The sequence below is a fragment of the Allobosea lathyri genome (genome assembly GCF_900108245.1).
In the GTDB taxonomy this organism is placed as follows: domain Bacteria; phylum Pseudomonadota; class Alphaproteobacteria; order Rhizobiales; family Beijerinckiaceae; genus Allobosea; species Allobosea lathyri.
This window is the reverse complement of the sequence record NZ_FNUY01000006.1, coordinates 192,611-215,943: the sequence shown is the minus strand read 5'-3', so window position 1 is coordinate 215,943 and position 23,333 is coordinate 192,611. Positions and strand designations below refer to the sequence as shown.

At 65.9% G+C, this 23,333-nt stretch carries 17 protein-coding genes; 5 read left to right on the top strand and 12 right to left on the bottom strand.

What is annotated here, in order from left to right; genetic code table 11:
- Window positions 1-20: 20 nt before the first annotated feature.
- The 7 genes from odhB to zapE form a co-directional block, all read right to left on the bottom strand.
- Window positions 21-1,307: a 2-oxoglutarate dehydrogenase complex dihydrolipoyllysine-residue succinyltransferase gene (gene odhB, locus C4S73_RS15865; RefSeq protein WP_103873483.1), complete on the bottom strand. Its 1,287-nt coding sequence runs from the start codon at window positions 1,305-1,307 to the stop codon at window positions 21-23.
- Window positions 1,308-1,440: 133 nt separating this feature from the next.
- Window positions 1,441-4,398 carry a 2-oxoglutarate dehydrogenase E1 component gene (locus tag C4S73_RS15860; protein WP_103873482.1) on the bottom strand — a complete coding sequence of 986 codons (2,958 nt, stop codon included), beginning with the start codon at window positions 4,396-4,398 and terminating at the stop codon, window positions 1,441-1,443.
- 154 nt (window positions 4,399-4,552) lie between these two features.
- Complete coding sequence (sucD, locus tag C4S73_RS15855; RefSeq protein WP_103873481.1) at window positions 4,553-5,437, bottom strand: succinate--CoA ligase subunit alpha; 885 nt, start codon at window positions 5,435-5,437, stop codon at window positions 4,553-4,555.
- Window positions 5,438-5,446: 9 nt separating this feature from the next.
- Window positions 5,447-6,643 (bottom strand): ADP-forming succinate--CoA ligase subunit beta, encoded by a 1,197-nt coding sequence (gene sucC / locus C4S73_RS15850; RefSeq protein WP_103873480.1) that lies wholly within the window; start codon window positions 6,641-6,643, stop codon window positions 5,447-5,449.
- Window positions 6,644-6,744: 101 nt separating this feature from the next.
- Window positions 6,745-7,707: a malate dehydrogenase gene (gene mdh / locus C4S73_RS15845; RefSeq protein WP_103873479.1), complete on the bottom strand. Its 963-nt coding sequence runs from the start codon at window positions 7,705-7,707 to the stop codon at window positions 6,745-6,747.
- Between the two features lie 260 nt (window positions 7,708-7,967).
- Entirely contained in the window at window positions 7,968-8,567 is a 600-nt protein-coding gene (locus C4S73_RS15840; RefSeq protein ID WP_103873478.1) for a TetR/AcrR family transcriptional regulator, read from the bottom strand.
- Between the two features lie 224 nt (window positions 8,568-8,791).
- Window positions 8,792-9,970 carry a cell division protein ZapE gene (gene zapE / locus C4S73_RS15835; protein ID WP_103873477.1) on the bottom strand — a complete coding sequence of 393 codons (1,179 nt, stop codon included), beginning with the start codon at window positions 9,968-9,970 and terminating at the stop codon, window positions 8,792-8,794.
- Window positions 9,971-10,457: 487 nt separating this feature from the next.
- Here zapE and C4S73_RS15830 point away from each other — a divergent pair, with 487 nt between their 5' ends.
- The gene (locus C4S73_RS15830) at window positions 10,458-10,844 is read left to right on the top strand and encodes a SpoIIAA family protein (RefSeq protein WP_103873476.1); all 387 of its coding nucleotides are present in this window, start codon (window positions 10,458-10,460) and stop codon (window positions 10,842-10,844) included.
- A gap of 197 nt (window positions 10,845-11,041) precedes the next feature.
- On the top strand, window positions 11,042-11,419 hold the full coding sequence (locus C4S73_RS15825) for a GIY-YIG nuclease family protein (protein ID WP_342210575.1): 378 nt from the start codon (window positions 11,042-11,044) through the stop codon (window positions 11,417-11,419).
- Between the two features lie 246 nt (window positions 11,420-11,665).
- Here the strand turns inward: C4S73_RS15825 and uvrB are convergent, their stop codons facing one another.
- Entirely contained in the window at window positions 11,666-14,353 is a 2,688-nt protein-coding gene (gene uvrB, locus C4S73_RS15820; protein WP_103873475.1) for an excinuclease ABC subunit UvrB, read from the bottom strand.
- Window positions 14,354-14,496: 143 nt separating this feature from the next.
- Here uvrB and C4S73_RS15815 point away from each other — a divergent pair, with 143 nt between their 5' ends.
- Together C4S73_RS15815 and greA are read left to right on the top strand one after the other, a co-directional pair.
- A complete protein-coding gene (locus tag C4S73_RS15815; protein ID WP_103873474.1) occupies window positions 14,497-17,916 on the top strand; it encodes a class I SAM-dependent DNA methyltransferase in 3,420 nt (1,139 codons plus the stop codon).
- A 301-nt stretch (window positions 17,917-18,217) separates the two neighbouring features.
- Complete coding sequence (gene greA / locus C4S73_RS15810) at window positions 18,218-18,685, top strand: transcription elongation factor GreA (protein WP_103873473.1); 468 nt, start codon at window positions 18,218-18,220, stop codon at window positions 18,683-18,685.
- Window positions 18,686-19,045: 360 nt separating this feature from the next.
- On the opposite strand, the gene C4S73_RS15805 is transcribed toward greA, so the two are convergent.
- On the bottom strand, window positions 19,046-20,260 hold the full coding sequence (locus C4S73_RS15805) for a TIGR03862 family flavoprotein (RefSeq protein ID WP_103873472.1): 1,215 nt from the start codon (window positions 20,258-20,260) through the stop codon (window positions 19,046-19,048).
- Window positions 20,261-20,451: 191 nt separating this feature from the next.
- Here C4S73_RS15805 and C4S73_RS15800 point away from each other — a divergent pair, with 191 nt between their 5' ends.
- Window positions 20,452-20,772, top strand: coding sequence for a YnfA family protein (locus C4S73_RS15800; protein WP_103873471.1), 321 nt, complete (start codon window positions 20,452-20,454; stop codon window positions 20,770-20,772).
- Window positions 20,773-20,866: 94 nt separating this feature from the next.
- On the opposite strand, the gene phoB is transcribed toward C4S73_RS15800, so the two are convergent.
- From phoB to pstB, 3 genes are all read right to left on the bottom strand, one after another.
- Window positions 20,867-21,565 (bottom strand): phosphate regulon transcriptional regulator PhoB, encoded by a 699-nt coding sequence (gene phoB, locus C4S73_RS15795; RefSeq protein ID WP_103873470.1) that lies wholly within the window; start codon window positions 21,563-21,565, stop codon window positions 20,867-20,869.
- Between the two features lie 157 nt (window positions 21,566-21,722).
- Window positions 21,723-22,442, bottom strand: a complete 720-nt coding sequence (gene phoU / locus C4S73_RS15790) for a phosphate signaling complex protein PhoU (protein ID WP_103873469.1) — start codon at window positions 22,440-22,442, stop codon at window positions 21,723-21,725.
- Window positions 22,443-22,489: 47 nt separating this feature from the next.
- Window positions 22,490-23,296, bottom strand: a complete 807-nt coding sequence (gene pstB, locus C4S73_RS15785; protein WP_103873468.1) for a phosphate ABC transporter ATP-binding protein PstB — start codon at window positions 23,294-23,296, stop codon at window positions 22,490-22,492.
- Window positions 23,297-23,333: the final 37 nt, after the last annotated feature.

The window sequence follows — 23,333 nt, the reverse complement described above, 5'->3', positions numbered from 1 at the left end:
ATGACGATATTATCTATGTCTCAGAGATCGAGAACGAGACGCGCCGGGTCCTCCAGCGCCTCCTTGATGCGGACGAGGAAGGTCACCGCTTCCTTGCCGTCGATGATGCGGTGGTCGTAGCTGACCGCCAGGTACATCATCGGGCGCACCACGATCTGGCCGCCGACGACCATCGGGCGCTCCTGGATCTTGTGCATGCCCAGGATCGCCGATTGCGGCGCGTTCAGGATCGGCGTCGACATCAGCGAGCCGTAGACGCCGCCATTCGAGATGGTGAAGGTGCCGCCCTGCATGTCCTCGATCTTGAGGGCGCCGTCGCGGGCCTTCTTGCCGAGCACGCCGATCGCCTTCTCGACGCCGGCGATGGAGAGCTGGTCGGCATCGCGCACGACGGGCACGACGAGGCCCTTGTCGGTGCCGACGGCGACCGCGACATGGTAGTAGTTCTTGTAGACGATGTCGGTGCCGTCGATCTCGGCGTTGACGGAGGGGATCTCCTTCAGCGCCTGCACGCAGGCCTTCACGAAGAAGCCCATGAAGCCGAGCTTCACGCCGTGCTTCTTCTCGAACACGTCCTTGTACTGGTTGCGCAGCGCCATCACCGCCGACATATCCACCTCGTTGAAGGTGGTCAGCATCGCCGCCGTGGACTGGGCCTCCTTGAGGCGGCGCGCGATGGTCTGGCGCAGCTTGGTCATCTTCACGCGCTCTTCGCGCGAGGCGTCGTCGGGAGCCGACGGCGCACGCACCTGAACCGGAGCGGCAGGCGCGGAGGCCGCAACGGCCGGCCCGGTCGCGATCGCGGCCAGCATGTCGCCCTTGGTGACGCGGCCGTCCTTGCCCGAGGCATTCACCGATGCCGGATCGACACCGCTCTCGGCCGCAAGGCGGCTGACGGCGGGACCGGAATCGGCGGCCTTGGTCGCAGGCTTGATCGTCGTGTCGCCAGCGACTTCGCCAGCCTTCTTCTCGGCAGCCGCCGAGGTGGCCTCGCCAGCCTTGCCGGCAGCCTGCGCCACCGCGGTATCGGCCTTCTTCTCTTCGGCCTTGGGAGCGGCTGCCTTGCCGTCGCCCGCCGTGATCATGCCCAGCAGCGCGCTGACGCCGACCGTATCGCCCTCCTTGGCGACGATCTCGCCGAGCACGCCGGCCGACGGTGCGTTGACCTCGAGCGTGACCTTGTCGGTCTCGAGCTCGACCAAAGGCTCGTCGGCCTTCACCGCATCGCCCGGCTTCTTGAACCACTTGCCGATGGTGGCCTCGGAGACGGATTCGCCGAGGGTGGGTACGCGGATTTCGGTCGCCATGTCAGGCCTCTTCTTCCTCAAGTCTCGTGGGCGTCATCCGGGCCGGAGCGAAGCGCAGAGCCGGGATCCATTCCGGAACGGGTCAGGAATGGATCCCGGGTCGATCTACGATCGCCCGGGATGACAGCGGTATTCAAGCGGCAAAAGCTTCGTCCAGGAAGGCGGCGAGCTGAGCGAGGTGCTTCGACATCAGGCCTGTGGCCGTCGCAGCCGAAGCCGGGCGCCCGACATAGCGCGGCCGCTTCGACTTGACCCCGGCATGACCCAGCACCCATTCGAGATAGGGCTCGACGAAGGTCCAGGAGCCCATGTTCTTCGGCTCTTCCTGGCACCAGATCACGTCCGCGCCCTTGAAGCGCGCCAGCTCCTGCGCCAGCGTCTTCAGCGGGAACGGATAGAGCTGCTCGACGCGCATCAGGTAGACATCGTCGATGCCGCGCTTCTCGCGCTCTTCGAGCAGGTCGAAATAGACCTTGCCCGAGCACAGCACGACGCGGCGGATCTTGGAATCCTTGACCAGCTTCGTCGTCGAACGGCCGCGCTCGGCGTCGTCATGCAGCACGCGGTGGAAGGTCGAGCCCTCGGCCAATTCGCTGAGGTCGGAGACGCAGCGCTTGTGGCGCAGCAGCGACTTCGGCGTCATCAGAATCAGCGGCTTGCGGAAATCGCGCTTCAGCTGGCGGCGCAGGATGTGGAAGTAGCTCGCCGGCGTCGAGCAGTTCGCCACCTGCATGTTGTCTTCCGCGCACATCTGCAGGAAGCGCTCCAGGCGAGCCGAGGAATGCTCCGGCCCCTGGCCCTCATAGCCATGCGGCAGCAGGCAGACGAGGCCCGACATGCGCAGCCATTTGCGCTCGCCCGACGAGATGAACTGGTCGAACAGCACCTGCGCGCCATTGGCGAAGTCGCCGAACTGCGCTTCCCAGCAGGTCAGGGCGTTGGGCTCCGACAGGGTGTAGCCGTATTCGAAGCCGAGCACCGCTTCTTCCGAGAGCATCGAGTTGATGACCTCGTAGCGCGACTGGCCCTCGCGGATGGTGTTGAGCGAGGTGTGGCGGGCTTCGGTTTCCTGGTCGATCAGCACCGAATGGCGCTGCGAGAAGGTGCCGCGCTCGCTGTCCTGGCCCGAGAGCCTGACCGGGTTGCCGTCGAGCAGCAGCGAGCCGAAGGCCAGGGCCTCGGCGGTCGCCCAGTCGATGCCCTGCCCGGTCTCGATCGCCTTGCGGCGGTTGTCCAGGAAGCGCTGGATGGTCTTGTGGACGTTGAAGCCTGGCGGCACCGCCGTGATCTTCTCGGTGATCTCCTTGAGCACCTCGGCGGGAACGCCGGTGGCGCCGCGACGCGGATCGTCCTCGTCGGCGCGGATCGCCTTCATGCCGGCCCAGCGGCCGTCGAGCCAGTCGGCCTTGTTCGGCTTGAACGCCTGTCCGGCCTCGAACTCGACTTCCAGCTTGGCCTTCCAGGCAGCGCGAGCCTCGTCGAGCTCGCCCGGCAGCAGGACGCCCTCGGCCTCGAGCTTGGCGCTGTAGAGCTCCAAAGTCGTCTTGTGGGCGCGGATCTTGCGGTACATCAGTGGCTGGGTGAAGCCCGGCTCGTCGCCCTCGTTATGGCCGAAGCGGCGATAGCAGAACATGTCGACCACGACCGGCTTGTGGAACTTCTGCCGGAACTCGATCGCGATCTTGGCCGCGAAGACGACCGCTTCCGGATCGTCGCCATTCACATGGAAGACCGGAGCCTCGACCATCTTCGCCACGTCGGACGGATAGGGCGAGGAACGCGAATAGCGCGGATAGGTCGTGAAGCCGATCTGGTTGTTCACGATGAAATGGATCGAACCGCCGGTCCGGTGGCCCTTCAGCCCGGACAGGCCGAGGCATTCCGCGACCACGCCCTGGCCGGCGAAGGCAGCGTCGCCATGCAGCAGCAGCGGCAGCACCTTGGAACGCTCGACGATGTCGCCGAACTGGTCCTGCTTGGCGCGCACCTTGCCGAGCACGACGGGATCGACGATCTCGAGATGCGACGGGTTGGCGGTCAGCGAGACGTGGACATTGTTGCCGTCGAATTCGCGATCGCTGGAGGCACCGAGATGGTACTTCACGTCGCCCGAGCCCTCGACATCATCGGGCGCGAAAGAGCCGCCCTTGAACTCGTGGAACAGCGCGCGATGCGGCTTGCCCAGAACCTGGGTGAGCACGTTGAGGCGGCCGCGATGGGGCATGCCGAACACGATGTCGCGCACGCCGAGCGCACCGCCGCGCTTGATGATCTGCTCCAGCGCCGGGATCAGGGACTCGCCGCCGTCAAGGCCGAAGCGCTTGGTGCCGGTATATTTCAGGTCGATGAACTTCTCGAAGCCCTCGGCCTCGACGAGCTTGTTCAGGATCGCCTTCTTGCCTTCGCGGGTGAAGGCGATTTCCTTGTCGGGTCCCTCGATCCGCTCCTGCAGCCAGGCCTTCTGCTCGGGATCGGAGATGTGCATGAACTCGATGCCGACGGTGCTGCAATAGGTCCGCTGCAACACGGCAACCATCTCGCGGATGGTGGCGAATTCCATTCCCAGCACGTTGTCGATGAAGATCTTGCGGTCGAGATCGGCCTCGGCGAAGCCGAAGGCTGCCGGTGACAGCTCCTCGGGATCCCTCGCCTGCTCGATGTCGAGCGGATCGAGCTTGGCATGAAGATGGCCGCGCATGCGGTAGGCGCGGATCAGCATGATCGCGCGCACGGAATCGCGCGTCGCCTGCTGCACGTCGGAGGCGCTGAGCGTCGCGCCGGCAGCCTTTGCCTTGGCGCCGAGCTTGTCCGAGACGGCCTTCTCGACGACGGCCCAGTTGCCGTCCAGCGCCGAGATCAGTTCGCCATTGGCGGGAACCGGCCAGTTCGGCTTCTTCCAGGACGCGCCCTTGGCATTCTGGATGATGGCTGAGCCCTCATCCTTCAGGCCCGCGAAGAACCCCTGCCACTGCTCGTCGACCGATTTCGGATCGGCCTGATAGCGGGCGTAGAGGTCCTCGATATAGGCTGCGTTGCCGCCATAGAGGAAACCCGTCTGCGCGAGAGCCTCGTTGATGTCCTGGCGAGCCATGGTCTTATCCTGCCTTCTTCCTGCCTACCGCTTCGTCTTGTCGTCATGCCCGGGCTTGACCCGGGCATCTCATGCCGTTTTGCGTCGTCGCAGCACCGGGACGGGATGGTCGGGTCAAGCCCGACCACGACCCGCTCCGGCGCGCCTGCGCGCGTCAGCCCTTCAACACGTCGACCAAGGTCTTTCCAAGGCGCGCCGGCGAAGGCGAGACCCGGATGCCGGCCGCTTCCATGGCCGCGATCTTGTCTTCCGCGCCGCCCTTGCCGCCCGAGATGATCGCACCGGCATGGCCCATGCGACGACCCGGAGGCGCCGTGCGGCCGGCGATGAAGCCAACCATCGGCTTCTTGCGGCCACGCTTGGCTTCGTCCTTGATGAACTGCGCCGCGTCCTCTTCCGCCGAGCCGCCGATCTCGCCGATCATCACGATCGACTTGGTGTGCTCGTCGGCCAGGAACATCTCGAGCATGTCGATGAACTCGGTGCCCTTGACCGGGTCGCCGCCGATACCGACGGCAGTGGTCTGGCCGAGGCCTTCGCGCGTGGTCTGGAACACGGCTTCATAGGTAAGCGTGCCCGAGCGCGAAACAATGCCGACGGAGCCCGGCTTGAAGATGTTGGCCGGCATGATGCCGATCTTGCTCTCGCCCGCCGTGACGACGCCGGGGCAGTTCGGGCCGATCAGGCGCGACTTGGAGCCCGACAGCGAGCGCTTGACTCTGACCATGTCGAGCACCGGGATGCCCTCGGTGATGCAGATGATCAGCGGGATCTCGGCGTCGATCGCCTCGCAGATCGCATCCGCGGCGCCCGGAGGCGGCACATAGACGACGGACGCGGTGGCGCCGGTCTTCTCGCGGGCCTCGACGACGGTGTCGAAGACCGGCAGGCCGAGATGAAGCGAGCCGCCCTTGCCCGGCGAGGTGCCGCCGACCATCTGCGTGCCATAGGCGATCGCCTGCTCGGAGTGGAAGGTGCCGTTCTTGCCGGTGAACCCCTGGCAGATGACCTTGGTATTCTTGTCGATCAGGATGGACATGGTTGCTCCTCAGGCCTTCTTGATCGCGGCGACGATCTTCTGCGCGGCATCGTCGAGATCGTCGGCGGGGATGACGTTGAGGCCCGACGAGGAGATGATCTGCTTGCCCTCCTCGACATTGGTGCCCTCGAGGCGAACCACCAGCGGAACCTGAAGGCCGACCGCCTTCACGGCGGCGATGACGCCGCGCGCGATGACGTCGCACTTCATGATGCCGCCGAAGATGTTGACCAGGATGCCCTTCACCTGCGGATCGGCAGTGATGATCTTGAACGCCGCCGTGACCTTCTCTTCGGTCGCGCCGCCGCCGACATCGAGGAAGTTCGCCGGCTCCTCGCCATAGAGCTTGATGATGTCGAGCGTCGCCATGGCGAGCCCTGCGCCGTTGACCATGCAGCCGATCGTGCCGTCGAGCGCGATATAGGCGAGGTCATACTTGGACGCCTCGATCTCCTTGTCGTCCTCTTCCGAGGTATCGCGCAGCGCGACGATCTCGGGGTGACGGTAGAGCGAGTTGGAGTCGAACGAGATCTTGGCGTCCAGGCACTTGATCTGGCCCTGCGTCGTCACGATCAGCGGGTTGATCTCCAGCATGTCCATGTCCTTGGCCACGAACGCTGTGTAGATCTGGCCGAGCACGGTGCCGGCCTGCTTGGCGAGGTCGCCGCTGAGGCCCAGGATGCGCGCCATGGAGCGGCCGTGATGGGGCATGATGCCGGTGGCGGGGTCGACCGAGAAGGTCTCGATCTTCTCGGGCGTGTCATGGGCGACCGCCTCGATGTCCATGCCGCCTTCGGTCGAGATCACGAAGGCGACCCGCGAGGTCTCGCGATCGACCAGCGCCGAGAGGTAGAACTCCTTCTCGATGTCGGAGCCGTCCTCGATATAGAGGCGGTTGACCTGCTTGCCGGCCGGGCCGGTCTGCGCCGTCACCAGCGTATTGCCGAGCATTTCCTTGGCGTGGCTCTCGACCTCTTCGATCGACTTCGCCAGGCGCACGCCGCCCTTGGCGTCGGGGCCGAGTTCCTTGAACTTGCCCTTGCCGCGGCCACCCGCATGGATCTGGCTCTTCACCACATAAAGCGGGCCCGGCAGCTTCTTGGCGCCCTCGACGGCCTCTGCGACCGTCAGTGCCGGAAAGCCGGCAGAGACCGGCGCGCCGAACTCCTTGAGTACCGCCTTGCCCTGATATTCGTGGATGTTCATGCGTGATGTCCTGTTGGAAGAGCGCGAATGGCGAACGACGAACGGCGAAGGGTGGAAGGCGGGGCTCTATGCGCCGCTCGCCACCTCGCCATCCGCCTATCTCACGCCAGTGACGAATCGATGGCCTTGCAGGCGTCGATGAGGCCCTGAACCGAAGCCACCGACTTCGCCAGCATCTCCTTCTCGGCGCCGTTGAGGCGGATCTTGACGACGCGCTCGATGCCCTTGGCGCCGATCACGACGGGAACGCCGACGAACATGTCCTTGACGCCGTACTGGCCCTTGAGCGCGGCAGCCGCCGGCAGCACGCGCTTCTGGTCCTTGAGATAGCTCTCCGCCATCGCGATGGCCGAGGCTGCGGGGGCGTAGAAGGCCGAGCCGGTCTTGAGCAGGTTGACGATCTCGCCGCCGCCCTTGCGGGTGCGCTCGACGATGGCGTCCAGACGCTCCTGCGTGGTCCACTTCATCTTGACCAGATCGGGCAGCGGGATGCCGGCAACGCCGGAATAGCGGACCAGCGGCACCATGTCGTCGCCATGGCCGCCGAGCACGAAGGCCGAGACGTCCTTGACCGAGACCTTGAACTCGTCGGCCAGGAAGTGGCGGAAACGGGCGCTATCGAGCACGCCCGCCATGCCGCAGATCATGTTGGGCTTCAGGCCGGAGAACTTCTGCAGCGCCCAGACCATCGCGTCGAGCGGGTTGGTGATGCAGATCACGAAGGCCTTGGGAGCGTAGGTCTTGATGCCCTCGCCGACGGCCTTCATCACCTTGAGGTTGATGCCGATCAGGTCGTCGCGGCTCATGCCGGGCTTGCGCGGCACGCCGGCGGTGACGATGATCACATCGGCGCCCTTGATGTCCTCATAGGACTGCGTGCCGAGATAGTTGGCGTCGAAGCCGTCGACCGGAGCGGACTCGGCGATGTCGAGACCCTTGCCCTGCGGGATGCCTTCGGAGATGTCGAACATGACGACGTCGCCGAGCTCTTTCAAACCAGCGAGGTGGGCGAGCGTGCCGCCGATCTGGCCGGCCCCGATGAGGGCGATCTTCTTACGGGCCATTGCCTAGTCCTTGTCCTAGCGCTGCAAGATGCCGGCAAGCCGGCGAAACCGTGCGTTCCTTTGGCCCAAAGGGCCCTTTTGCCGCAACCCTTGTGATGAGACGGCCAAATCGCGCCGGCAGCGCCGGCATCCGCCGCGCGCCGCCGGCCTCTTTAAGCCTTTTCAACAGCTTGGGCTAGCAGGCCGGGCAGCCGGTCCCGCGATTGGCGAAAAATAGAGCGATTACAAGTTACAAAAAAAGTAATTTGTCACAAAAATCTTCAGACGATGCCGCTCGCAAGCACCCGCAGCGCCACCCTGATCAGCGTCGACAGGCGGATATCGACCGAAGCCTGCGGCACGTCCGCTTCCAGCGCCAGCGCGGCCGGGTGGATGAAACGGTGCGTGGTGTCGATGACGAAGGCGATGGCGCGGTCGCGGTCGCGCGGCTCGAAGGCGCCCGACGCGATGCCTTCGTCGATCACGCGCTCGAACAGGGCGCGGACGCGCGTGCGGTTGCGCCGGCTGATGGCGTGGCGCTTCGCCACCGCCTGCGAGAGCGCCGCAAACAGATGCGGCTCCTCGGCCAGCAGGTCGCGATTGGCCTTGGCCAGCGCCAGAATCAGCCGCTCCAGCTTGTCGTCGGCCGGGTCGGGCCCGTCGGCGATATCCGCCAGCCGCCGCTCCGTCGCCTTCAGCCAGACATCGACGACCGCATCGACCAGCGCCGCGCGCGAGGGGAAGTAGCGGTAGACATTGGCATGCGTCATGCCCGCCTCTTCCGCCACGGCCACGACGGTGAAGCGCTTCAGCCCGAACTGGCGCAGATGCTCGCTGGCGACCGTGAGGATGCGGGTCTCGCTCGGTTCGCGCTGGGGCATGCGCTACCAGCCGATCCAGCGCGGCGACGGCCGCGCCGTCATTCCGGGGCAGCGCGCAGCGATGAGCCCGGAACCCAGAACCGATGCCATATCTGTCATGGTCGGGCTTGTCCCGACCATCGCCCTCGCTGGTCGAAGGTCGTGGTCAAGACGTGGATGCTCGCCACAAGGGCGAGAATGACGGCTCTGGAACGGCATCGGCTCCGCGGGACAGTCCAGCATCCTCACGTCTCCACCAGCCCGCCTGAATCGCCTGACGCAGCCGAATCCGCGCGGCCATGCGGCAGAGCGAGATAGTCGTCGGAGCGCATCTCGATCAGCCGCGACACCGTGCGGTCGAACTCGAAAGCCTCGCGCCCCTGGCTCGCCACATAGAGCTCGTGCGGCTCGGCCGCCGCCGAGGCGACCAGCTTGACGTGGTGCTCGTAGAGCGTGTCGATCAGGATGATGAAGCGCTTGGCCTCGTTGCGGCGGTCCTGCGTCATCGCCGGGATGTCGTCGAGCACCAGCGTATGGAAGCGCTGCGCCAGGGCGATGTAATCCGAGGCGCCATAGGCCTGGCTGCAGAGATCGGCGAAGCTCGCACGCGCCACCCCACCCGCAGCCTGCGGAATCCTGAGATCATGCCCGTTGACGGTGAGCGTCAGGGCCGGCCCCTGCGCCGAGCCCGACAGGCTGCGGAAGGCTGCATCCAGCGCGGCCCTGGCCTTGTCATCGGCGGGAACATGATAGGTCGGCGCACCGCCGAGCTTTTCCAGCCGGAAATCGGTGCGGGCATCGAGCCTGACAACCTCGACCTTCTCGGTCAGCAGCGCGATGAAGGGCAGGAACAGCGAGCGGTTGAGCCCGCCCTCATAGAGCCGCGACGGCTCGACATTGGATGTCGCGACCACGACGACGCCGGCAGCGAACAGCGCGGTGAAGAGCCGGCCCAGGATCATCGCATCGGCGATATCGGTCACGGTGAACTCGTCGAAACAGAGCAGGTTCGCCTCTTCCGCCAGCTCGGCCGCGATGGGCGCGATCGGATCGGGCTCCTTCACCTCGCCGGCCCTGAGCTTCTGCCGGTAGGCGAAGATGCGCGCATGCACATCGGCCAGGAATTCGTGGAAATGCACGCGGCGGCGCCGCTTCACCGGCACGGCATCGTAGAACATGTCCATCAGCATGGTCTTGCCGCGCCCGACCGAGCCCCAGATGTAGAGCCCCTTGGGCACATCCGTCGTGTTCGGCTTGCCGCCGAACAGCCAGCCGAGCGCGCTGCTCTTGCGGGCGAGCCGGCGCGCGGCCAGCCTCTCGGTCAGCGCCGCCAGCCGCTTGACCACGGCGATCTGGGCCGGGTCGCGCTCGATGGCGCCGGACTCGACCAGGGCGGCGTAACGGTCTGTGATCGAGGCTGTCATGAGCGTGGGGAGCGGGAGATCGGCGTGGGGAGCGGGAAACCGGAGGGACGCTTCCCGGTTACGTTAGCCCCGCCGCCATCGCAACCCCGCATCGCCGCAGAGCGGCCCGGACATGGCTGCGCGATCGTCGCGGTTCCCCGCGACGATCTCCGGCTTCCTCTTCCCTTCTCCCCTCGCGGGAGAAGGTGCCCCGGCAGGGGCGGATGAGGGGGCGCCGTGCCCTTCCCGTCATTCCCAGGACGCAGCGCAGCGAAGATCCGGGAAGCTCATGACAAGAAGACTCTGGTTTCAGAGATGCTCGGGTCAAGCCCGAGCATGACGCGGGCACCGTCGCGCGCCCCCTCATCCGTCTCGGCTGCGCCGAGCCACCTTCTCCCGCGAGGGGGAGAAGGGACGCGCGCCTCGCTCCCGGGGCGGGGCCTCCTCGACGATCCCGCCACGAAACCTCCGGCAGGCCCGCGCGTTTCCCTCGCTCAAGGAGGCCATCATGTTCGAAATCCTGCCCGCGCCCGACCACGTCGCCGCCTATCGCCTTTCGGGCATCCTGACGGAGGCCGATCTCGACGGCGTCATCGCCGATATCGAAGACCGGCTCACGCGCCACGAAAAGCTCGGCATCCTCGCCGACCTCACCGGCTTCGAGGACATGACCTTCCGGGCCGGGCTCCGCGACGCCCGCTACGGACTCAGCATGATCCGCCAGCTGAAACGCTTCCCGCGCGAGGCGGTGGTCACCGACAAGGGCTGGATCGAAAGCCTCATCGGCATCGCCAACCCGATCATCCCCCATGTGGAGGTCAAATCCTTCAAGCCGGCGGAGTTCGACGCGGCGCTGGCCTGGGCCACCGAAATCGAGGGCGGCCCGGAGGCGTGAGGCGCAGACGCCCACTGCCCTTCTCCCCTGGCGGGAGAAGGTGCCCCGGCAGGGGCGGATGAGGGGGCGCCGTGCCCTTCCCGTCATGCTCGGCCTTGTGCCGAGCATCCACGTCTTGAACTCAGGCCTCGGCCAGCAAAGACTTCAACTGCCCTCCACTGCTCCTTCGCACCTGCCATCGGCGCTGCAAGACGTGGATGGTCGCCACAAGGGCGACCATGACGGGAGAGGGCTGCATCAACGGCCTTGCCGTCGCGCCACCGCTCTTTCATCCTGATGCGATGAAGCAGAAGGGCGGCTGGGTTTACATCATGACGAACCGGCCCAACGGCACGCTTTATATCGGCGTGACCAGTGATCTCGCGCGCCGCGCCTATGAGCATCGCGAAGGGCTCTGCGCAGGATTTACGCGCAAATACGGTCTCAAACAGCTCGTCTGGTACGAATGGCACGACGAGATCGCCGCCGCGATCCACCGCGAAACCTCGATGAAGCGCTGGTATCGCGCCTACAAGACCCGCGCGATCATGGCGCGTAACCCGGACTGGCGGGATTTGTACGAAGAATTGGCGTGAGCGCACGCCGGCTTCACCGAGGCTCTACCGTCATGCTCGGCCTTGTGCCGAGCATCCACGTCTTTGCGCGATCGGCGGAGCGCGCCACGCCGCGCCAGCGCTCCGGAACGCCGCCCCCGTCATGCTCGGCCTTGTGCCGAGCATCCACGGCTGGAACTCAGGTCTCGACCAGCGAAGACGTGGATGGTCGGCACAAGGCCGACCATGACGGAGAGGGCGCGCCTAGAAAAGAAGCGACCGCCGGGTCTACCTCCGCCCCCTTCTCTTCCCACGCTCCTCCCCCGCCCCAAGCGGCCGCGATTCCGGCACCGGGCCCATCTCGTCGAGGCTCGGCTTACGCGGCCGTGCCACCCGCGCGACCGGCTTCGCCTCGCCGCCGCCCCAGTTATGCGGGCCCATATCGGCGTCCGTGGGCTTCCTCGCCCGCGTCGGCAGGTTGGCGCTCGCCCCATAGGAGCGCTCGCCCTTGTATTTGCCGGCGCTGGCCTCGACGTCGCTCTGGCGGGCCAGCGGGTCGTCGGAGATGGCGAGTTCCGTTGCCTGGAGGCGCTTGATCTCGTCGCGCAGGCGCGCGGCGGTTTCGAATTCGAGATCGGCGGCGGCTTCGCGCATGCGCTTTTCGAGGTCGGCCAGAGCGGCCTTGAAATTGTGCCCGGCGAGCGGCGTGCCCATGCCGGCATCGACAGTGACATGGTCGCGCTCATAGACCGAGCCGAGGATGTCGCCGATGGCGCGCTTGATCGATTGCGGCGTGATGCCGTGTTCGAGGTTGTAGGCCTCCTGCTTCTCGCGGCGGCGCGAGGTCTCGGCCATCGCCCGCTCCATCGAGCCGGTGATGTGGTCGGCATAGAGGATGACGCGGCCGTCGACATTGCGGGCGGCGCGGCCGATGGTCTGGATCAGCGACGTCTCGGAGCGCAGGAAACCCTCCTTGTCGGCGTCGAGAATGGCGACGAAGCCGCATTCGGGAATGTCGAGCCCTTCGCGCAGCAGGTTGATGCCGACAAGGACGTCGAAGGCGCCCAGCCGGAGATCGCGCAGGATCTCGATGCGCTCGATCGTGTCGATGTCGGAGTGCATGTAGCGCACGCGCACGCCGTTCTCGTGGAGATATTCGGTCAGGTCCTCGGCCATGCGCTTGGTCAGCACCGTGACCAGCGTGCGGTAGCCCTTGGCCGAAACCTCCTTGATCTCGTCGAGCAGGTCGGCGACCTGATGCTTTGCCGGCCGGATCTCGACCGGCGGGTCGATCAGCCCGGTGGGCCGGATGACCTGTTCGGTGAAGACGCCGCCGGTGCGGTCCATTTCCCAGCCGCCGGGCGTGGCCGAGACATGCACCGATTGCGGGCGCATCGCGTCCCATTCCTCGAAGCGCAGCGGCCGGTTGTCCATGCAGGAGGGCAGGCGGAAGCCATATTCCGCCAGCGTCGCCTTGCGCCTGAAGTCGCCGCGATACATGCCGCCGATCTGCGGCACGGTGACATGACTCTCGTCGGTGAAGACCAGCGCATTGTCGGGCAGGTATTCGAACAGCGTCGGCGGCGGCTCGCCCGGCTTGCGGCCGGTGAGATAGCGCGAATAGTTCTCGATGCCGTTGCAGGAGCCGGTGGCCTCGATCATTTCGATGTCGAAGGTGCAGCGCTGGTCGAGCCGCTGCGCCTCGAGATAGCGGCCTGACCTGTTCAGCTCGTCCAACCTGCCCCGCAATTCCTCCTTGATCGACTTTACCGCCTGCGTCAGCGTTGGGCGCGGCGTGGTGTAGTGCGAATTGCCGTAGACCTTCACGAATTCGAGGTCGGCGGTCTTCTGGCCGGTGAGCGGGTCGAATTCCGAGATCTGCTCGACCTCGTCGCCGAACAGGCCGATGCGCCAGGCGCGGTCCTCATAGTGGGCCGGGAAGAGTTCGATGACGTCGCCGCGCACCCGGAAGGAGCCGCGCGCGAAATCGCCGAGCGTGCGCTTGTATTGCAGAGCGACGAGATCGGCGATGAGCTGGCGCTGCTCGATCTTCTCGCCCAGCTTGATGCCGAAGGTCATCGCCGTATAGGTCTCGACCGAGCCGATACCGTAGATGCAGGACACCGAGGCGACGATGATGACGTCGTCGCGCTCCAGCAGCGAGCGCGTCGCCGAATGGCGCATGCGGTCGATCTGCTCGTTGATGCTCGATTCCTTCTCGATGAAGGTGTCCGAGCGCGGCACATAGGCCTCGGGCTGGTAGTAATCGTAATAGGAAACGAAGTACTCGACCGCATTGTCGGGGAAGAAGCTCTTGAACTCGCCATAGAGCTGCGCGGCAAGCGTCTTGTTCGGCGCCAGGATCAGCGCCGGGCGCTGCGTCTTCTCGATCACCTGCGCCATGGTGAAGGTCTTGCCGGAGCCGGTGACGCCGAGCAGGACCTGATCGCGCTCCTGCCGGCTGATGCCGTCGACGAGATCGGCGATCGCGGTCGGCTGGTCGCCGGCGGGTTCGAAATCCGACTGCATGCGGAAGCGGATGCCGCCTTCCGACTTGTCGGGACGCGGCGGCCGATGCGGCGTCCAGGCCTTGCCGGGGTCGATGAACGGGCTGCCGGTTTCGAGCAGGCTCTGCAGCGATTGCGCGGTCAGGCTGGCGGCGGTCGCGCCCTCCTCGCCATCGAAGGCGGAATCCGCCTTCTTGCCGATTTTCTTCTTCGGCGCGCCATCGCCGGGTCTTTCGTCCTGGCGGGGACGGACCTCGTAGCCCGCCTGCGGCGCATCGGAAAAGCCGGCGGCGCCGCCGGGCACGGCATTGCCGCGGTTGATCGCCGGGTTGAGCAGATCCGCGAGATAGCCTTCCAGCGGCTTCAACTCCTGGCGCGAGGCCTTGGAATTGGGCGTCCGCGCGCTGGCGGGCTTCTTGGCGGGCTTGGCAGACTTGGATTTGGCGTCGGGAGCGGAGGTTTTGGCCATGGCCGCAATATGGGACCGAAGCCGCCCGGGCGCGAGGGGGCAAGGCGCCCGGAACGCGCATAGCTGACAGGAGTTGACAGGAGCATGTTATGCAACTTTAGATTGTATTATAGAGAATTACACAACCACAGCGGAGATGGGCCATGTCGGGGGGCGGGTCCGGGCCGGATGAGGGACAGGTCGAGTCCTTCATCGCGCGCTGGCGCATGTCGGAAGGTGCCGAGCGCGCCGCCTATGCGCTTTTTCTCAGCGAGCTGTGCCTGCTGATCGGCGTCGAGCCGCCGCAGCCGCCGACGAGCGATTCCGACGCGGTGACCTATCGCTTCGAATATCCCGTGCGCTTCCGCGATGCGGCGGGTGGCTCCAGCACCGGCCGGATCGACCTCTACCGGAAGAACGCCTTCGTGCTGGAAGCCAAGCAGAGCCGCTGGAAGGGGCAGGCCAAGGAGGTGCTCCCCGCGCAGGGCGCCCTGCCCTTCGCCGAACCGGCGGGCCCGCGCGGGCGGCGTGGCGCCGACCGGGCCTGGGACGTGCTGATGCTGAATGCGCGGCGGCAGGCGGAGGACTATGCCAAGGCGCTGCCAGCCTCGCATGGCTGGCCGCCCTTCCTGATCCTCTGCGATGTCGGCCACTGCTTCGAGTTCTATGCCGACTTTACCGGCCAGGGTAAGAACTACGTCCAGTTCCCGGATCGATTGGGCTACCGGGTCTATCTCGACGATCTCAGAGATCCGGCGATCCGGGCACGCCTCGCCGCGATCTGGAACGAGCCGCATGCGCTCGACCCCTCGCGCCATGCCGCCCGCGTCACGCGGGCGATCGCCGAACGCCTGGCGGCGGTCTCGAAGGCGCTGGAGCGGGCATATGATCCCGAGGAGGTCGCGCTCTTCCTGATGCGCTGCCTGTTCACGATGTTCGCCGAGGATGTCGGGCTGATCCGCAAGGACGCGTTCAAGGCGCTGCTGCGCGAATGCCGCGACGACCCGGCGAGCTTCCTGCCGCTGGTCTCCGAGCTCTGGCAGGCGATGGACAAGGGCGAATACTCGACCTCCGTGCGCGAGCGCATGAAGCGCTTCAACGGCAAGCTCTATGAGGATGCGAAGGTCTATCCGCTCGGCCGCGAGGAAATCGGCGAACTGCTCGCCGCCGCCGAGCATGACTGGAAGGAGGTCGAGCCGGCGATCTTCGGAGCCTTGCTGGAACAGGCGCTCGACCCTGCGGAGCGTGCCCGGCTCGGCGCGCATTACACGCCGCGCGCCTATGTCGAACGGCTGGTGGTGGAGACCGTGATCGGCCCGTTGCGGCAGGATTGGCGCGCGGTGCTCGGCGCGGCGCAGCAGCTGCGCGATAATGGCGAGGCGAAGAAGGCGCTGGCGCTGGTCGAGGGCTTCCATGCCGGCCTGTGCCGAACGCGTGTGCTCGATCCCGCCTGCGGAACCGGGAACTTCCTGCATGTGGCACAGGAATTGATGAAGAAGCTGGAAGGCGAAGTACTCGATGCCGCCGGCGAACTCGGCAGCGCCGAGCGTCTGGGCGGTTTCGCCGAGCATTCCGTCGGCCCGCACCAGTTCCTGGGCATGGAGACCAACCGAAGGGCTGTCGCCATCGCCGATCTCGTCCTCTGGATCGGCCATCTGCAATGGCATTTCCGCACCCGTGGCTTCGCGCCGCGCGAACCGATCCTCGAAAAGCTCGACCATATCTACAAGCGCGACGCGGTTCTGTGCTGGGACGGCTGGCCGATCCCGCAATGGCGGGATGGCGGGATGGCGCTGCCGAATCCGCGCCGGCCGGAATGGCCCGAAGCCGAATTCATCGTCGGCAATCCGCCCTTCATCGGCGGCAAGGACCTGCGCGCGCGGCTGACGGATGTCTATGCGCAGTCCCTGTGGGCCGCGCATCCGCAGATGAACGAAAGCGCCGATCTGGTGATGTACTGGTGGGACCGGGCGGCGGAACTGCTGACGCGGCCCGGCACGAAGCTGCGCCGCTTCGGCTTCGTCACCACCAACTCGATCACCCAGCTCTTCCAGCGCCGAACGGTGCAGCGGCATCTTACCGCCCGCAAGCCGGTCTCGCTGCTGATGGCAATCCCCGACCATCCCTGGACCAAGGCCGGCAGGGATTCGGCAGCCATTCGCATCGCCATGACGGTCGTGGCGGCCGGCACGCACGAGGGCAAGCTCTGCGAGGTCGTCGCGGAGGCCGGGCTCGACAGCGACCAGCCGCAGATCGAATTGTCGGAAAGGCGCGGGCGGATCAATGCGGACCTGACGATAGGACCGGATGCCACGCAGACCCACGGCCTCAAGTCCAATCAGGGTCTAAGCTCCAGAGGCGTCCCCCTGCACGGCGCCGGCTTTCTGGTGCGGCAGCAAGATACAGCTCTACTGGGATTGGGCCGACGGCCGGGGCTAGAAGCGCATCTCCGGCACTATCGAAACGGGCGCGACTTGATGGCAAGGCCGCGCGACCTCCTGGCGATTGATCTTGACGGGCTGAAATCCGAAACCGTCCGGGAAGAATTTCCAGAAATTTATCAACATCTTATTCTACGCGTAAAACCGGAGCGCGATCGCAATAATGAGCTCTATCGGCGCGAAAACTGGTGGCTGTTCGGGCGCCGCAATACCGACATGCGGAGCTTCACCGCCAACCTCCAACGTTACATCGTAACCGTGGAAACGGCCAAGCACCGGGTCTTCCAGTTCCTCGATGCGTCGATCCTGCCCGACAACATGCTGGTCGCTGTCGGTCTCTCCGACGCTTTCCATCTCGGCGTGCTCTCGTCGCGCTTGCATGCCATCTGGGCCCTGCGTTCCGGAGGCTGGCTCGGCATCGGCAATGATCCACGCTATTCGAAATCCCGCTGCTTCGACCCCTTCCCCTTTCCCGATGCCACCGAGCAGCAGAAGGAAGCGATCCGCCGCCCGGCCGAGGCGCTCGACCGGCTGCGCAAGCAGGTTCTGCAGAATCATCCCGAGCTGACCCTGACGAAGCTCTACAATCTCCGCGAAGCCATCCTCGCCGGGCGGGCGCTGACCCCAATGGAAGAGAGCATCCGGGATCGCGGGCTCGTTCTCATCATCAACGAGCATCACGCCGCGCTCGATGCGGCGGTTGCGGAGGCCTATGGCTGGCCGGCAACGCTTGCCGAGGACGACATCCTCGCCCGGCTCGTCGCGCTCAACCAGGAACGGGCGGCAGAGGAAGCCCGCGGCGAGGTGCACTGGGTCAGACCCGACTACCAGCGCCCGCGCTTTGCCCGCGACGGCCGCGTCGGCGAGCAGATCGAGGCCGGCGAACTCGTCGCGCTCTCCATTACGGCACCGGTCAGGGCTGCATTCCCGACCGACCCGGTCGAGCGTGTCGCCGCCGTCCTCATCGCGCTCGCGCTGGCGCCGGGGGCTCTAGATGCGACCGCCATCGCGCTTGGTTTCAGGCAGGGCCGCAAGGTCGAGCGTGCCGTCCGCGACATCCTGATTTCGCTCGCGCGCGTCGGCGAGATCTCGACGGATGATGGCGGCCACAACTTCGCGCGGCGGCGCGTCGCGAGCGGCTAGAGTTTGACGATGTTGCCTGGAAGCACGCCGTCATCCTGGGCGTAGCGAAGCGAAGACCCGGGATGGCAGTGTGCTTCCACGCAAAATCGTCTCACCCTATCGCCCGGAGCAGAATTCGGCCGCGGACCGGTTTCACACCCAAAGATGGCCCCGGCCTTGCGCTCCCCCCTGTCCCGTCACCATCTCCGGATGACGTTCTCCCCGTCCTTCAGGGACATTCAACCCAAACGCGCCCTGCCGCGGCAGGACGGGTGGCCGGGTTCGTGACGCACGGGGCGATCCATAAGAAAAGGAGACGGGGATGAGCCGTGCATTCGTTAGGGAAGCTGCAGGCGACGAGGCTTTCGAGGACCTGCCCGACCGTCCGGTTTCGCAGGAGCCAAATCTGGTCACGCAGGAAGGGCTGGCACAGATCGAGGCCGAATTCGCGCATTGGGCTGAAGATTACGCGCGGGCGAAGATCTTGCAGGACCGCGCCGACCTCGCCCTTAGCGGGCGCGAATTGCGCTACTGGAACGCCCGTCGCTCCAACGCCGAACTGGTTCCCGCCCCGGAGAGCCATGACGAAGTCCGTTTCGGCGCAACCGTAACGATCCAGCGCGATGATGGGCGTCGCCAGAACTGGCGCATCGTCGGTGAGGACGAGGCCGAACCAACGAAGGGCACGCTGCCCTATGTCGCGCCACTGGCGCGGGCGCTGATGGGCAAGCGTGTCGGAGATGTCGTGAGGACGGGAACCGGCGAGGCCGAGATCGTCGCGATTGCCTGAGCGCACGCAGCAGCGTTGAATGCTTCGAGAATGGCTGGAGCCCTCATCCTGAGGAACCTGGCCGAGAATGATATCCCAGTTTTCAAGGACTTGAACATAAGCGGAAAACGCGCCGTCATCCCGGACGCAGCGAAGCGGAGATCCGGGATCCATTCCGCAGCGCTGACCGGTAAGTGCCCCGGGATGGATCCCGGGTCTCCCTGCGGTCGCCCGGGATGACGGCGCGTTTCGATGCGAAATGCCAAACGACTGAAATCGTTCACGACAATCTCGGCCAGGTTCCTCATCAGGATGGGGGCTCCATCCTTTCTCAAACGGCGGGCAAGGCAAGAATTCGCCTCGCAGTCGCATCCGACCGCATCACGAATCCAGCCACGCTTCCATGCCGGCGGCCGCCGCGACGCCCGTGGCAAAGCAGCCCTGCAAGAGATAGCCGCCGGTCGGCGCCTCCCAGTCCAGCATCTCGCCGGCCGCAAAAACGCCCGGCAGGCGCTTCAGCATGAACTGCGCATCGACCTCGGAAGCCTCGATGCCGCCAGCCGTCGAGATGGCGCGCTCGATCGGCATCATCCCGGTCAGCCGCAGCGGTGCCGCCTTGATCAGCGCCGCCAATGCCTCGGCGGCCTCTGGCAGCTTGCCCCCGGTGCTCTCGCGTAGCAGCGCGACAGCAGCCGGTGCCAGCCCGGCGGCCTTGCGCAGATGGTTGCTAAGCGTTTCGCCCTTGCGACGTCGGCCAAGGCGCTCGACGAGCCGCACGCTTTCCATGTCCGGCCGCAGGTCGAGCGTGACCTCTGCCACACCATCGCTCTGGATCGCTGCGCGCAGCGTGCCCGACAGCGCATAGATCGCGCCGCCCTCGATGCCCTGTGCATCGATCATCGCTTCGCCCGTCACCTGGCGCCCACCGGAGCGGATGACGACGCGCTTCAACGGCGCGCCGGCAAAGCGCTCGCGCATCATATCGGACCACGCGACCGTGAAGCCGCCATTGGCGGGCTGGAACGGCGCGATGGCGAGACCGCGCGCGGCCAGCAGCGCTGCCCAGCCGCCATCCGAACCCAGGCGCGGCCAGCTCGCGCCGCCGAGCGCCAGCAGCGTCGCATCCGGGCGGACCAGCTCATGCCCGCCATCACGGTTCTCGAAAGCCAGTGCACCATCCTCGCTCCAGCCGGTCCAGTGCCGGCCGGCGGCCAAAGTAACCCCCAACCCTTCCAATCGACGCAGCCAGGCCCGCAGCAGGGGCGAGGCCTTCATCGCCTCGGGAAACACACGCCCGCTCGTGCCGATGAAGCTCTGCGCGCCGAGTGCGTCGGCCCAGTCGCGCAGCGCCTGCGGCGGAAAGGCCCGGATCGCCGGCTCCAGCCAGGATTGCGCCGCACCATAGCGCGTCAGCAGCATCTCCAGGGGCTCGGAATGGGTGAGGTTCAGCCCACCCCGCCCCGCCAGCAGGAACTTCCGGGCCGGCGAAGGCATGCGGTCATAAAGCGTGACCTTGTGGCCCGCGCCGGCCAGCCGTTCGGCCGCGATCAGGCCCGATGGTCCAGCCCCGATGATGGCGATGTCGCGCGCTGGCATGTGTTGTCTCCCGCGCCATGCCGAAACGGCCGGGGCGCTCACCCGTTATAGCGAGCGAAGCGAAGCCATCCCGAGCGACACGCTCTACGCCGTCTGGATTGCTTCGCTTCGCTCGCAATGACGGTCTAGGCTTTCACGCGGCCGAGCGAAACCCGCAGCCGCAAGGCCACAGCCATAGGACAGGACATGAGATGCCGACTATAGCCGCCTATCTGGGTGCAGCCCTTTTCGAGATTGCCGGCTGCTTTGCCTTCTGGGGTTGGTTCAGGCTCGGCAAGCCGCTCTGGTGGCTGGCGCCGGGACTGGTCTCGCTGGCGCTTTTCGCCTGGCTGCTGACGCTGGTCGAGAGCGAAGCGGCAGGGCGCGCCTTCGCGGCCTATGGCGGGATCTATATCGCCGCCTCGCTGCTCTGGCTCTGGGCGGTCGAGGGCCTTCGGCCCGATCGCTGGGACATCACCGGCGGCATGATCTGCCTCCTGGGAGCCGCGATCATCATCGCCGCGCCGCGGTGAACGAGCGTCATTCTCGGGCGAAGCGAAGCGTTAAGCCCGAGAATCTCCGGGGAGAGATGCTCGGGTCAAGCCCGAGCATGACGGCGCGAACGCCTCACCCCCGCGCGAAGGTCTCGTCGAAGGCGTAGCCCGCGCCACGCACCGTGCGCAACGGGTCCTTGGCATCGCCCGGCGTGATCGCCTTGCGCAGGCGCCCGACATGCACGTCGACCGTGCGCTCGTCGATATAGACGTCGCGGCCCCAGACAGCATCGAGAAGCTGGGCGCGAGAATAGACCCGGCCCGGCGCCTGCATCAGGAATTCGAGCAGACGGAATTCGGTCGGCCCCAGATGCAATTCGGCGCCCGAGCGGCGAACCCGACGCGTCGTGCGGTCGAGTTCCAGATCGCCGGCGGCCAGCAGCCCCGCGACATGACCGGGCTTCGCCCGGCGCAAGAGCGCCTGGATGCGGGCGATCAGCTCCGGCAGCGAGAACGGCTTCACCACATAATCGTCGGCGCCGGTCGCCAGTCCGCGAACCCGTTCGGTCTCCTCGCCGCGCGCCGTCAGCATGATGATCGGCACGCGCTCGGTGTCGCGGCGCGAGCGCAGGCGGCGGCAGAGTTCGATGCCCGACAGGCCGGGCAGCATCCAGTCGAGCAGGACGAGATCAGGCGTGTTGTCGCGTAAGTGCAACTCGGCGTCGTCACCCCGCGCGACGCTGTCGACCTCGAAGCCCTCGGCCTCGAGATTATAGCGCAGCAGCAGGGTGAGCGGCTCCTCGTCCTCGACGATCAGGATGCGTGCGGGCATGCGGTGGTTTTCCGTTGGTGAATTGACGTCATGGTCGGACTTGACGTCATGGTCGGGCTTGACCCGACCATCTCAGGACCAGCGCCTTCTCGTCATGATCTTCTCGGGTCTGCGCTTCGCTTCGCCCGAGAATGACGCGCTGGTGTTACGCGAGACCTCAGCGCCCGGTCACCGCCTCGACATTGATATCGGTGGTGTCGAGCTTGGGCCGGTTCATGTCGAGCGACTCGCCGGTCACCAGGTAATGGATCGTCTCGGCGATGTTGGTGGTGTGATCCCCGATGCGCTCGACGTTCTTGGCGCAGAACAGCAGATGCGTGCAGAAGGTGATGTTGCGCGGATCTTCCATCATATAGGTCAGGAGCTCGCGGAACAGCGAGGTGTAGAGCGCGTCGATCTCGTCGTCGCGGCGCCAGACCTCCATCGCCTTCTGCTCGTTGCTGGCGGCATAGGCGTCGAGCACGTCCTTGAGCTGGGCCTGGACCAGCCGGCTGATATGCTCCAGCCCGACCACGGCGCGGTGCGGCGGCTGGAACTGGCCGGAGATGGCGACCGCGCGCTTGGCGATGTTCTTGGCGAGATCGCCGACGCGCTCGATGTCGGCGGCGATGCGGATGGCCGAGATCAGCTCGCGCAGATCGTTGGCCAGCGGCTGGCGGCGCGCGATGGTCAGGACGGCGCGCTCCTCGACATCGCGCTGGAGGTTGTCCAGGCGCTGGTCGGCGGAGATGACCTTCTGGGCCAGCGCCGTGTCGCGGCGCACGAGCGCCACGGTGGAATCGCCGAGCATGCGCTCGGACATGCCGCCCATCTCGGCGAGGCTGCGGCGCAGCGCCTCGAGATCGGCGTCGTAGGAGCGGACGATGTGTTCGGTCATGGCGGCGGTGTCCTGTGCAGGAGAGAGCGGGCGCGTCCTTGTAAGACTCAGCCGAAGCGGCCGGTGACGTAATCCTGCGTCTGCTTCTTGTGCGGGTTCATGAAGATGGTGTTCGTCGGAGCAAACTCGATCACCTCGCCCAGATACATGAAGGCGGTGTACTGCGAGATGCGCGCCGCCTGCTGCATGTTGTGCGTAACGATCACGATGGTGAAATCGCTCTTCAGCTGCTCCAGCAGATCCTCGACCTTGCCGGTCGAGATTGGGTCAAGCGCCGAGGTCGGCTCGTCGAACAGGATCACTTCCGGCTTCTGAGCGATGGTGCGCGCGATGCACAGGCGCTGCTGCTGGCCGCCCGACAGGCCCATGCCCGAGCTCTTCAGCTTGTCCTTGACCTCGTCCCACAGGGCCGAGCGGCGTAGCGCGCCTTCGACGCGGTCGTCGAGCTCGGATTTCGGCGGCTTCTCGTAAAGGCGGATGCCGAAGGCGACGTTGTCGTAGATCGACATCGGGAACGGCGTCGGCTTCTGGAAGACCATGCCGATGCGCGAGCGCAGCTCGTTCACGTCGACCTCGTTGGAGATGACGTTGCGGCCGTCGAGCATGACCTCGCCGGTGGCGCGCTGCTCGGGATAAAGCGAATAGATGCGGTTGAAGATGCGCAGCAGGGTCGACTTGCCGCAGCCCGACGGGCCGATCAGCGCCGTGACATGGCGGTCACGGAAATCGAGATTGATGCTCTTCAGCGCCTTGTGCTCGCCATAGTAGAAATCGAGGTTCTTCACCGCGATCCGCACAGGGGCGTCTGCATCGAGCGTTTGCGGGCTCAGTTCCAGGGTCGAAAGCATCGACATGTTCCTTCAGATCGAACGCGACCAGGTTGGGTTCAGG